The 12,796-nt window shown below is 62.2% G+C and carries 11 protein-coding genes; all 11 read left to right on the top strand.

Going from position 1 to position 12,796, the window contains the following annotated elements; all coding sequences use genetic code 11:
• Positions 1-21 precede the first annotated feature (21 nt).
• Complete coding sequence (locus G3N94_RS08000; protein ID WP_205791884.1) at positions 22-1,518, top strand: FAD-dependent oxidoreductase; 1,497 nt, start codon at positions 22-24, stop codon at positions 1,516-1,518.
• Positions 1,515-2,195: a c-type cytochrome gene (locus tag G3N94_RS07995; protein WP_205791773.1), complete on the top strand. Its 681-nt coding sequence runs from the start codon at positions 1,515-1,517 to the stop codon at positions 2,193-2,195. Before G3N94_RS08000 ends, G3N94_RS07995 begins: the two co-directional genes overlap by 4 nt.
• Positions 2,196-2,229: 34 nt before the next feature.
• Positions 2,230-3,726, top strand: a complete 1,497-nt coding sequence (locus tag G3N94_RS07990; RefSeq protein WP_205791772.1) for an FAD-dependent oxidoreductase — start codon at positions 2,230-2,232, stop codon at positions 3,724-3,726.
• Entirely contained in the window at positions 3,723-4,406 is a 684-nt protein-coding gene (locus G3N94_RS07985) for a c-type cytochrome (protein WP_205791770.1), read from the top strand. The genes G3N94_RS07990 and G3N94_RS07985 overlap by 4 nt, the downstream gene beginning before the upstream one ends.
• 14 nt (positions 4,407-4,420) lie before the next feature.
• Entirely contained in the window at positions 4,421-5,149 is a 729-nt protein-coding gene (locus G3N94_RS07980; protein WP_205791768.1) for a hypothetical protein, read from the top strand.
• Between the two features lie 125 nt (positions 5,150-5,274).
• Positions 5,275-5,961 (top strand): hypothetical protein, encoded by a 687-nt coding sequence (locus G3N94_RS07975; RefSeq protein WP_205791766.1) that lies wholly within the window; start codon positions 5,275-5,277, stop codon positions 5,959-5,961.
• A gap of 368 nt (positions 5,962-6,329) precedes the next feature.
• Positions 6,330-7,160 (top strand): phytanoyl-CoA dioxygenase family protein, encoded by an 831-nt coding sequence (locus G3N94_RS07970; protein ID WP_205791764.1) that lies wholly within the window; start codon positions 6,330-6,332, stop codon positions 7,158-7,160.
• A gap of 54 nt (positions 7,161-7,214) precedes the next feature.
• Positions 7,215-7,628 carry a RidA family protein gene (locus G3N94_RS07965; protein ID WP_205791762.1) on the top strand — a complete coding sequence of 138 codons (414 nt, stop codon included), beginning with the start codon at positions 7,215-7,217 and terminating at the stop codon, positions 7,626-7,628.
• Between the two features lie 108 nt (positions 7,629-7,736).
• Positions 7,737-9,104, top strand: coding sequence for a DUF1329 domain-containing protein (locus G3N94_RS07960; protein ID WP_205791882.1), 1,368 nt, complete (start codon positions 7,737-7,739; stop codon positions 9,102-9,104).
• A gap of 78 nt (positions 9,105-9,182) precedes the next feature.
• Entirely contained in the window at positions 9,183-11,027 is a 1,845-nt protein-coding gene (locus tag G3N94_RS07955; protein ID WP_205791759.1) for a DUF1302 domain-containing protein, read from the top strand.
• A 34-nt stretch (positions 11,028-11,061) separates the two neighbouring features.
• Positions 11,062-12,796, top strand: a 1,735-nt coding sequence (locus tag G3N94_RS07950) for an MMPL family transporter (RefSeq protein ID WP_205791756.1), incomplete at its 3' end; no start/stop codon positions are given.

The following is a 12,796-nucleotide window of genomic DNA, read 5'->3' as shown; positions in this document are numbered from 1 at the left end:
TCAAGTCAGGCAGGAGACGAGATGGACGATGTTGTAAAGAAACGCGATGAGGCGCCGGAGACGGCCGCGCTCACGCGTCGCGGCTTTCTCGGTATGGCCGCGTCGGTGACGGCAGCGGCGACGGCAGCGGGTCTGCCGAAGGTGGCGCGCGCGGCGAGTGTCGCAAGCGATGAGCGCGACGTGCTCGAGGTTGCCATCATTGGCGCCGGGCTGGCAGGCCTGACCGCGGCACGTGACCTGAAACGTGCCGGATGCGAATCGTTCGTGGTGCTGGAGGCGCGCGACCGTGTCGGCGGACGCACCCTCAACCACGACCTCGGCAACGGCTATTTCTCGGAAGCGGGCGGCCAATGGATCGGGCCGGGCCAGACCGCGGTCGCCGACCTGGCCCGCGAGCTGGGCGTCGGCACGTTTCTCACGTACTGGCAGGGCAAGTCCGCGATGCTGGCCGGCGGTGCACGCGCTGCGATCGAGCTCGGTGGCGTACCCGGCACGGATCTGAAGTTTCAGCGCGAACTCGAGGAGCTGGCCAGGAGCGTGCCGTCCGGCGCGCCGTGGAAGTCGCCGCGCGCCGCCGAGTTGGATGCGCTGTCGGTCGGCGACTGGCTGGCGAAAAAGAACATTGCACCGGAGAACCAGATCGATTGGTCAGCGAGCTTGCGGCTTACGAGTGGCACCACGCCGACGAAATTGTCGCTCCTGTACTACCTGTCGATGATCAACTCGGCCGATTGCAAGTACGAGCGGCTTGAGGGCACCAGCGGCGGTGCGCAGCAAGCCCGTCTCTCCGGCGGTTCGCAAATCCTGTCGATCAGGATGGCACAGGCGCTGGGCGACAAGGTCCGATTGTCGACCCCCGTGCTGCGCATCGAGAACTGGCAGAACGGACCGGTCGCCATCCACACCCCGAATGGCGTGATCCGTGCGCGCCACGTGATCGTCGCGCTCTCGCCGCCGCTGTGCAACCAGATCGCCTTCGATCCTCCACTGCCGGAAAAACGCCGCGAGATGCAGCGGCGCTGGCCCGCATATGCGCCGATGCGCAAGACGGCCCATGTCTACAAGAAGCCGTTCTGGCGCGACAAGGGTCTGAGTGGCTGGATCTTTCAAATCAAGGGGCCGGTGTTATGGGCGTACGACAACTCGCCGGAGGATCTCTCGTTCGGTGTGATCAACGCGTTCGTGCACAACGGTCTACTGCCATCCGACCCGAAGGCGGCCGAGGCCGAGCTTACGCGCATCTATGCCCAGGCGCTCGGCGACGAAGCGCTGCATCCCGTCGCGTATCACGACCGCGACTGGGGTAAGGCGGATCAATGGACGCTGACCTGTGTCTCGCCGATGCCACCCGGTTTTCTTACCCAGTACGGTGAAGCCTTGCATCCGACTGTCGGCCGGCTGATCTGGTCGGGCACGGAAACGGCCGATATCTGGGCGGGCTACATGGATGGCGCAGTGCGTTCCGGCCACAAGGCGGCATTGCAGGCGCTGCAAGCCGCGGCCGCGGGGAGGGCATGATGAATACCGTAAAGACGCGCAGCCGTTCCAGAAAAATGGTCGTCCTGTCGGGTTGGCTGCTGACGGCGGTGGCCGTGGTCGCCGGCATCGTCTACGGGCCGGAACTTTACGGGTTGCTGCAGTTGGGTAAGCAGGTCAACCAGATCTCGCAGGATGACACACGTGCCGGCGGTACATGGCCGCGTCCTAGCGAAGCGTGCATTGGCTGTCATGGCTACGGAGGCAATGCGGGCAGCCAGACCTATCCGCACCTGGCGGGTCAACCGGAGCCGTATCTCAAGAAGCAGCTCGCGGCATTCGCCAGCGGCGAACGCAGCGATCCGAACATGACGCCGATGGCGCTGAGCATGTCGCCGCGCGAGCTGGACAGCCTGGTGGCGCAATTCTCGAAGACGGCGCCACTGCCGAACACGACCTTCCATGCCAACGCGGCCCGCGTGGCACGTGGCGAAGCGCTGGTCAAGGCCCACAACTGCGCCGCCTGTCACGGGCAGCGGCTGGAAGGGAAAGACATCTATCCGCGATTGGCCGGGCAGGGCCACGACTACCTGATCGATCAGCTCACGCGCTTCAAGAGCGGTGCACGACGCGATGCCACCGGCGCGATGCCGGCGATCGTCAGAGCGCTGTCGCAACAGGATATCGAGGACCTGGCGCAATACATCGCAAGCCGATAGCGCTCCCAATTTTTCAAGTCAGGCAGGAGACAAGATGGACGATGTTGTAAGGAAACGCGATGAGGCGCCGGAGACGGCCGCGCTCACGCGTCGCGGCTTTCTCGGTATGGCCGCGTCGGTGACGGCAGCGGCGACGGCCGCGGTACTGCCGAAGGTGGCGCGCGCGGCGAGTGCCGCAAGCGATGAGCGCGATGTGCTCGAGGTTGCCATCATCGGCGCCGGGCTGGCAGGCCTGACCGCGGCACGTGACCTGAAACGTGCCGGATGCGAGACGTTCGTGGTGCTGGAGGCGCGCGACCGTGTCGGCGGACGCACCCTCAACCACGATCTCGGCAAAGGCTATTTCTCGGAAGCGGGCGGCCAATGGATCGGGCCGGGCCAGACCGCGGTCGCCGACCTGGCCCGCGAGCTGGGTGTCGGCACGTTTCCCACCTACTGGCAGGGCAAGTCCACGATGCTCGCCGGCGGCGCACGTGCCGTAGTCGATACCGAGGGCGGGTTCGGCACGGATCCGAAGGTCGCGCACGAACTCGAGGAGCTGGCCAGGAGCGTGCCGTCCGGCGCGCCGTGGAAGTCGCCGCGCGCCGCCGAGTTCGACGCGCTGTCGGTTGGCGACTGGCTGGCGAAAAAGAACATTGCACCGGCAGACCAGATCGGTTGGTCGACCGGCCTGGAGATCACCGGCGGCACCACGCCGGCGAGGCTGTCGCTCCTGCACTGGTTGTCGATGGTCAATTCAGCCGAATGCAATTACGACCGGCTCGAAGCGGTCAAGGACGGTGCGCAGCAGACCCGTCTCTCAGGTGGCTCGCAGATCCTGTCGATCAAGATGGCGCAGGCGCTGGGCGACAAGGTCCGTCTGTCGACTCCCGTGCTGCGCATCGAGAACTGGCAGAACGGACCGGTCGCGATTCATACCCCGAACGGCGTGATCCGCGCGCGCAGCGTGATCGTCGCGCTCTCGCCGCCGCTGTGCAACCAGATCGCCTTCGATCCGCCGCTGCCGGAAAAACGCCACGAAATGCAGCGGCGCTGGCCTGCGTTTGCGCCCGGGCGCAAGACGACGCATGTCTACAAGAAAGCGTTCTGGCGCGACAAGGGCTTGAACGGCTGGATCTTTCAACCGAAGGGACCGGTGTTATGGGCATATGACAACTCGCCGGAGGATCTCTCGTTCGGCGTGATCAACGCGTTCGTGCACATCAGCATGCTGCCGTCCGACCCGAAGGCGGCCGAGGCCGAGCTCTCGCGCATCTATGCCGAGGCATTCGGAGACGAAGCGCTGCATCCCGTCGCGTTCCATCAGCGCGACTGGCTCAAGGCGGATAAATGGACGCTGACCTGCGTCTCGCCGATGCCGCCCGGTTTCCTCACGAAGTACGGTGAAGCCTTGCATCCGTCGGTCGGCCGGCTGATCTGGTCGGGCACGGAAACGGCGGACATCTGGGCGGGCTACATGGACGGCGCAGTGCGGTCCGGCCATAAGGCGGCATTGCAGGCGCTGCAGGCCGTGGCCGGGGGGAGGGCATGATGAATAGCACAACGAAATCACGAAGCCGCGGCAAGCGGATGCTCATCGCGTCGGGCTGGCTGCTGTCAGCTGTCGTCGTGGTAGCCGGCATCGTCTACGGACCGGAATTCTATGGCTTGCTGCGAGTGAGCAACGAGATCGACCGGATCTCGAGCGACAACGCACGTATGAACGGTCCATGGCCGCGTGCCAGCGATGCCTGCATTTACTGCCACGGTTTCGAAGGCAACGCGCGCACCCAGGCCTATCCGCGTCTGGCGGGTCAGAAAGAGGCCTATCTCAGGACGCAGCTCAGGGCATTCGCCAGTGGCGAGCGCAGCGATCCGACCATGACGCCATTCGCGCTCAGCCTGTCGGAGCGCGAGTTCGAATCGTTAGTGACGCACTTCTCGCAGATGACGCCGTTGCCGAACACGTCCTTCCATGGCGATGCGGCGCGCGTGGCACGTGGCGAAGCGCTGGCCAAGGCCAACAATTGCGCCGCCTGCCACGGACAGCAGCTGGAGGGGAAGGACGCGTATCCGCGCTTGGCCGGGCAAGGCTACGACTACCTGGTCGATCAGCTTACGAACTTCAGGAGCGGCACGCGCCGCGATGCCGCCGGTGTGATGGCGGCGATGGCCGGTCGGCTGTCGCAACGGGATATCGAAGATCTGGCGCAATTCATCGCAAGCCGATAAGCAGGAGTCAGACCATGACACAACAAATGACAGTTAACGACCCGCGCCGCTTCGTCGGCTGGCTGGCCGTGATCGGCGCGGTGCTCGGCTGGGGCATGGCGGTGCTGTACGCTGCCGCGGCCAATTTCGATGTCGAGGTTCTCGAACGTCCCGTCGCGATGCTTGCATTCGCTCCGGGGTCGCAGAACCTCTATCGATTGTCGATGTGGGCCGACATCCTCGGCTGGTATCTGCCGTTCCTGGCCGTTGGCGGCTATCTCTGGGGACGGATGCGCCAGCGCGTGGGCGTACTGGCAGATATTGCCCTGACCGGGGTCGTCGCGTACGCCATCCTGGGGATCGTTGGCGCAGGCATGCTGAACCTCACGCTCGCACCGCTGGCCGGCCTGTATGCGGGCAACGACCCCATGGCCAGGATGGCAGCCGAAGCCATCTGGCCCACCCTGCAGAATGCCGCACAAGGTATCTGGAACGCTGAAGCACCGGTCCTGCTGCTGTGGGGAATCGTAGCAGCACGCTTCCTGCGCGCCGAGAAATGGGGCTTCGGCCGTCTGCTCACTTTCGATCTTTGCGTGTTCGGCATTGAGTTCATTCTCAACCTCGGCGGCCGGCGGGATCTCGGCGAAATGGCGCTGCAGCTCACCCTCGCGATTCATCCTCTGTGGTTGTTTCTCTTCGGTATCAGCTTACTGCGCGAACGCGCCCCGGCACTCGTGGGCACCGCGATGGCGCCAGCCGCCTGACATACCAGTGCGAAACCCGCATATATCGGCAGCGCCATCTCGCGTCCAGACGTGATGCAAGGATTGGTATTGGCGTGGGTCAGCGTAATAGTGAATCAAATTCATAATGGCCATTGGAATTCATCATGGAATTCAAATTTTATCTTTATTGTCTTGCTGATCTTGCATTGATAGTGACTTCCCTTGTCTATGGTGTGAAGCTCCTCAAGAAGCGTAACTACCTACTCGGGGTCGAGTGGCTGGTTGTGACGTTCTCGGCGACGAATTTAATGATCAATGCCTTAACCGGCGCGCAGGTCTTTTATAGCATCTCGCTTTTTTGCGATGCATTTTCCAGAGCCGTCGGCATACCGGTTATCGCCATCGCAGGCATGATGGCTGTTACGCATCGATACAAGCCATCGATTGTCGTTGATGTCGTGTATGTGGCGGGCGCATTGGCGGCAACCGTTATTGTGTGGGCAGCGGACTTTATGGTTGGGCCCAAGCCCTACTTCTATCTTGTGATGTGGTCTTTGTTCTCGATTTACCTCGCTTACTTTGCCAAGAGATTGCTGAGCGTCGGAGAGAGGCTTAACGCTGTGGGCGTGATCCTGGCACTGGTATCCGCGCAGACGATTGCGAGCACCTATGACTTCTACCATATACCTGGCGACGACGATCACATGATTTTCTATATATTCGCGTTGCTTACCTGGTCTTACCAGTCCGTTTCGTTGTATTACGCCTATTGTGCGTTGGAGCGCGCGCAGGAAAAGGAACCGAACGTCAATCGAAGTTATACGCTTCCTGGCCTGGAGCGCCATCGCTAACGGCCTCTTCCCTTAGCGGTATGTTGACTTTGCTGCGACGCACCCTTCGAGACCGCAATGCCGTTCAGTTGAGCACTGGACGGCACGTTTGCTTTGAATGGGAGAAGCCCATCCCGTCGTCTTGATGTGACCGAAGCCCGAAGCGCTCCGGCTGCCGCCACACGCCCCTGCGGCAGGCGAATTTGACTCGATTCGACATCGATTGCGCGGGGCTCAGTTGGTGTTTCCCCTATCTTCCTTTGTCTTGATTGTAGGCCGTTTCACCTCTACGATTAGGCCATAAATACGTAATAGATAGGCCGGATGTACGTATGTTGAGGGATGAATTGTTCACAACTGTGTTTTCAATGCGGCATGAGGAGATTCACATGCAAGTGACTGAGCAGATGAGGCTGGACCTGGCGCGTGACGGTGCCACCGTCGCACGGGGCTTGTTCACCCCCGAGCGGCTCAAGCGGATGCGCGAGGCTTTCGATTACGGGATCGCCCACCCGAGCCCGCAGCACGGCTACGCCTTCGAAGGCACGCCGGATGAGCATTTCAACGACTACGGCAACTTCGACAACCGCGACGTGCACGTCGCGACGATCAAGGCGTTGGCACTCGATGAATTTGTGGCGTCGCTTTGGGACTCCGAGCATGTGTGGTTTCTCGGCGAGGAAATCTTCGTCAAGAAGGGAGGCAGGGCCGGCCGATCGCCGTGGCACCAGGACACCTCGTACTATCCGTTTAGCGGGCCGCAGTTGCTCAACATCTGGACCTGTTTTGAGACGATACCCCGCAAGAATTCGCTCGAAGTCGTCCGAGGCTCCCACCTCGGCATCCAGTACAACGGCACCTCCTACAATGACCCTAACGACCACACCAAGCCGTTGTGGGCGAACACCGACTGGCCCCACCTGCCCGACATCCAGGCCGACCGCGCGAAGGACCCAGCATCGTGGGATGTCCTTTCCTGGGATCTGGAGCCCGGCGATGCGCTGTTGTTCCAATCCGGCTCCCTGCACGGTGGTGCTCCCGTGACCCCCGACTGTCCGGACCGCCACACACTGGTCTACCGGTTCTACGGCGACAAGCTGTTCTACCGGCCCTTGCCGACTGGGGGATGCAACTACCCCTATGACATTAGCGAGCTCAACGATCCATCGCTGACGCCGGGTGAGCCGTTCCGGGCCGCCTACTGCACGCAGCTGCGCTGACCCGTTCCGCGCGACCTGTTTTCATCACACCATCCGAGTCAGGAGGCTTACGTCATGACAGCAACTCACACGCGGCAATCGATCGTTCCGCCCGCTTTCCAGGCGTTCCACGACGCCTATCATTTTTCGCCCGCGACCCGCGTGGGCGACACGATCTGGGTGTCCGGCCAGGTCGGAGCCGATGCCCAGGGGAACGTCGGCGAGGGCATGCAAGCGCAGGCACAGATTGCCTTCGAATCGCTGAAGATGGTTCTCGAGGCGGCGGGCGCAAGCCTGGCCGACGTGGTTGAGCTGACGACCTTCCACACCGACCTTCACGGCGGAATGGAAGCGTTCGCGACCGTCAAGGATCAGTACTTCCCGAGCCGCTATCCGTCGTGGTCGGCAGTGGGCGTGACGCAGTTGGCCCTTCCCGAGTTGTGCATCGAGATTCGGGCGGTGGCGGTGGCCGGGGCCGGCAAGGACTGAGTCTGACGCGGAGTGGCGATGACCGACGTTGAAACCACCATCGACGACATCGCGCTCCGCACGGCCTGCCATGCAGGCCACGAAGCGTATGGAATCGGAAGGAGAACGATGATGAAGCAGCGCAGTATCGGAGCCGTGTCCGCCATCGCGGCCGCAGTATGTCTTGTGATCGGAACGACGGCCGTGGCGGAAGACCTCACGCCGACAGGCGCAGAGCACGCGGCCAGCAAGGATGGACTGGTGCCGGCGTTTGCCGGCAGGCAAGCCTCGCCTGCGGGCTGGGAGTGGGGCAAGGTTCGCGGCGACTTCTGGAAGCACAAGAGCGAAAAAGCCCTGTACACGATCGATGCGGCGAACGTCGATAAATACGCCGACAAACTGACGCCGGGGCAGATTCAGCTCGTCAAGCAGTTGAAGGGCTACCGCATGGACGTCTATCCGTCCCACCGCGAATGCCAGTTGCCGGAATTCGCCGAGCAGAATTCGAAGGCAAATCTCACGGCCGCGAAACTCGCTTCGGATGGCGAGAAAGTGCAGGCAGCGGTGCTCCCGGGCGTGGCGTTTCCGCAGCCGAAGAACGGCGCCGAGGCGATCCTCAACTATGAGACACGGTACCGCGGCGAAGGCGTGGAGTGGGCGCCGGGTGTCACGGCCATTTCCCCACGCCCGGGCGGTAACGACTGGATCGACAGCATCGGCCCGCAGGTCTTCTATTTCCCGGCGGGCAAGGAAGGCAAGACCACGCCGCAGGACGTCGACCAGTTCAACCTGGGCGCCTATTTCTCGGTCAACTCACCCGCGGCGCTGGCCGGACAGGCGTTCGTGCAACGCCAGTACTTCGACAAGGATTCGGAAACCTACTACTACTTCCCCGGACAACGGCGCGTGCGACGCATGCCGGCTTATACGCATGACGCGCCGCTGATCGGCTACGAAAACCAGTATTTGATCGATGAATCCAACATGTTCAACGGCTCCATCGACCGCTTCAACTGGAAGCTCGTGGGCAAGAAGGAAATGATCGTCCCGTATAACGCGTTCGGCATGTACACCTTCAAGGACAAGCTGCACGATGTCGCTACGCCCAATGGCGTCGCGTCCGATCATCGCCGCTACGAGGTGCACCGCGTGTGGGTCGTGGAGGCGACGCTCAAGTCCTCGGCGCGCCACGTTGCGTCGAAGAAGACCTTCTATCTGGACGAGGATAGCTGGCTTGCGCTGGTCGGCGAGGACTATGACGCGCAGGGCAAGCTCTGGAAGGTGCGCGAAAGCTATCCGATTCCGGTTTGGGAGCTCGGCGGCGCCTGTGATAACGAGCCAATGGCGCAGTACGACCTCAACAACGGACGCTACGTGTTCGACGCTTCGTCGATTGGCCAGGGCAAGGATATCCGCTGGTTCCAGCAGATCAACGACCCGCGCTACAAGACGGACTTCTACACGGCCGAATCCCTGCGGTCGGTGAGCGAGCGCTGACGGTTGTCGAACAGATAAAAAATACAGAGCCGGCGCGTGCGGATGCGTCGCCGGCATCCGGTTTGGAGGAGTGGGGCGATGAAAGCGAAAAATGTCGTTAGACGTACTACGGTTTCGATTGCTGTTCTGAGTGCGACGGCTTCGGCCGCGTACGGGTATGACTTCACGACAGGGTTCAACGACCTGCAGGGATCGTGGGTGACCAACCTGACCGCAGGCATGGGGATCCGCACCAAGAGCCCGAGCTGCTCGCTCACGGGCGATCCGAATGCGAACGGTTGCGGCGCGTCGGCCAACACCAATCAATGGGGGAACGCCGACAACGGCGACCTGAACTACCGCAAGGGGCAGCCGTTCAGCACCTACATCAGCGCGACCAGCGAACTGCTGCTGAAGATGCCGAGCGAGGGGCTGAAATTCATGGTACGCGGCACGGGGATGTACGACTTCATGGCGAAGAACACCGAGAGAACGCCGCTGTCGAGCACCGCGGCGGCGCAGGTGGTGTACAACGCGCAATTGCTCGACCTGTGGGCGGAGAAGGATTTCACGATCGGCGGGCGCAACGCGCACGTGCGGGTCGGCAACCAGGTGATCAACTGGGGCGAGAGCATCTTCGCGCAGAGCGGCATCAATGCGACCAATTCGATCGACACGCAGAAACTGCTGATTCCGGGCACTCAGCTCAAACAGGCGTTGCTTCCGGCGCCGATGCTGAGCGTCGCCGCGGACCTGTCCCATGGCTTCAGCACCGAGGGTTACTACCAGTTCCAGTGGAACGGCAACCGCGTCCCGCCGGTCGGCTCGTACTGGTCGATCACGAACAGCTTCGGGCGGGGTACGGAACCGTTCACGCTCAACTCGACCAACCTGAACGTGGCCGGGCCGAGCGCGGGCACGATCGCGAACGCGATCGGCGGGCCGGGCGCAGCAGGCAACCAGGATACGCTGAACGCGATCAAGAACGGGCTCGTCAACGGACAATTCCAAGGCCCGCCGTTCAACGACATCGGTGTGCCGGTCACGACGAACCTGCCGGCGAAATACCGGCCGCAGTTCGGCGTGAAATTCAATTACTCGCCGCGTTCGTTCGATGCGAACTTCGCGTTCTACTACGAGAACTACATCGACAAGTCGCCGGTCATCGCTTCGCTGGCGAACGGGACCGCACAGTGGTCGTATCTCGGCAACCGCCAGCTGTTCGGCGTCAGCGCGAACTTCGGTCTTGGCCCCTGGGCGATCGGCACCGAACTGTCGTATCGGCCGCGCGACGCCGTTGCATTGTCGGGCTGCTTTGGCGCGGGTGGCCCGCTCGACCTGAACACCAACGGCGTACCAGGAATCAACTGCCAGCAATGGGTCGACAAGAAGAAATTCCAGCTCGACCTCAACGGCCTGCTGGCGCTCACGCGCAGCGAGTATCCGTTCCTGAAACTGCTCGGCGCGGATTCGGCAGCGTTGACGTGGGAAGTGACGTGGATCCATTACCCGGGCCTGAATGCCAACGGCGTCACGCGCACGATCGACGGACAGACGGTCACGCAGGTGCCCGCCGCCGGCTATCTGCCGTGGCTGAACAACAACTCGGGGCTCGGCTATCCGATCGTGGCCGCGCAGGGCACGGCGAGTTCGGTGGGCGCAACGATCGATTTCAACTGGACCTACGACGGCACGCTGATTCACGGCTGGCAGGTGACGCCGGGCATCACGTTCTCCGACGGACTCTATGGCTACACGCCGACGTTCACGGGCAACTACATGCAGGGCGCGAAGTCGGTGAACCTCTACGTGCTGTTCAACCAGAATCCGCCCAACTGGCAGGCGGGTATCAACTTCACGGCGTTCTTCGGCGGACACCAGACGGTGGGGAACCCCTACTCGGATCGAAATTTCGTCGGGTTGTTCGTCACCCGGAACTTCTGACGAGTTAACCCGTGACATTTGAAGAGGTAATGCTGTGCTCAATCGTCTAGTCAGTTACCTGGAAAGACTCTTCTTCGGCCATCGCGCGATCGTGCTTGTGGTGATCGGCCTGTTCACCGTCGCGATGGCGGTGTTCGCGGTGCAATTGCGGATGGATGCGGGCTTCGAGAAGCAGATGCCGATCGGCCATGAATACATCCAGACGTTCCAGAAATACCGGAACGATCTGCTCGGCGCGAACCGCATCACGGTCGTCGTGCGCGCGAAGCACGGCTCGATCTGGACGCCGGAGGGGCTGACACGGCTGTACAAGGTGACCCAGGCGGTCACGTACCTGCCGAATGTCGACCGGATCGGTGTGCGCTCGCTGTGGACGCCGAACGCATTCGTCAACGAGATCACCGACGAAGGGTTTCGCGCCGAGCCGATCATCTCGGGCAACATCACACCGAATCAACTGACGCCTGAGGTCGTTGCACACATTCGTCGCGCGACGACGCTGGGCGGCTACGTCGGTACGCTCGTCTCGCATAACGAGGACAGCGCGATGATCACGGCCGAGCTGAACGAACGGGATAGCACGGGTAAGGTGCTCGACTATGTGGCGTTCAACCATACGCTCGAAGAGAAGCTCCGCAAGCCGTTCGAGGACGCCGGCTACGAAATCCAGATCATCGGCTTCGCGAAGCAGATCGGCGACATTGCCGATGGCGCCACGGCCGTGCTGGGTTTCTGCGCGATCGCGCTGCTGCTGACCGCGCTGGCCGTCTACTGGTATTGCCATTCGGCTCGCTTCACGGTGCTGCTGATCGTCTGCTCGCTGACGTCGCTGGTCTGGCAGTTCGGTACGTTGAGGCTGCTGGGCTTCGGTCTGGACCCGCTTGCGGTGCTGGTGCCGTTCCTGGTGTTCGCCATTGGTGTGTCGCACGGCGTGCAGCAGGTCAACTTCATCGTGCGCGAGATCGCTCGCGGGAACAGCTCGTACGATGCGGCGCGCCACAGCTTCAGCGGTCTGCTGATCCCGGGTGTGCTGGCACTCGTCACCGCGTTCGTGTCGTTCATCACACTGCTGCTGATCCCGATTCCGATGGTGCGCGAGTTGGCCATCACCGCATCGATGGGCGTCGCCTACAAGATCGTCACCAACCTGATCCTGCTGCCGGTTGCCGCATCGTGTTTCAACTTCACCCAGGCGTACGCCGAGAGCGCGCTCAAGCGAAGCGCGTGGCGCTCGGCGTTCCTGCGACCGCTGTCGCGGGTGGCCCAGCCGAAGTTCGCAAGCGTCACGCTTTTGATCACGTTGATGGTATTCGGACTTTCCGTCTGGCAGAGCCGCGATCGCGTGATTGGCACGCTGCAACCGGGCGCCCCGGAGTTGCGTGAGGAAGCGCGGTTCAACCGGGATGCGACGTCGATTGCGGGCAACTACGACATGGGCCTCGACTGGCTGTCGGTGGCCATCGAGTCGAACGGCAACGCGTGCGACAACGCGGCGGTCGGGTTGTACGAGGACGAATTCTCGACCGCGATGCGCACCGAACCGGGTGTGGTGTCGGTACAGTCTTACTCGGCGATGCTGCGCACCTACAACGCGGGCTACAACGAAGACTATCCCAAGATGAACGTCGTCCCGATCGACCCTGAGAACTACGGCGCGGTGTCGGTCGATGTGGCGCGCCTGAAGGGCTTCATGACGGCCAATTGCAGCATGACTGCCGTTCACCTGTACCTGACCGATCACAAGGCGACAACGATCAATCGGGTCCTCA

This window comes from Burkholderia sp. Ac-20353, from assembly GCF_017104785.1.
Taxonomy (GTDB): Bacteria; Pseudomonadota; Gammaproteobacteria; order Burkholderiales; family Burkholderiaceae; genus Burkholderia.
Note: the sequence above shows the minus strand (reverse complement) of the source record. Positions and strands in the feature narration are given on the sequence as shown.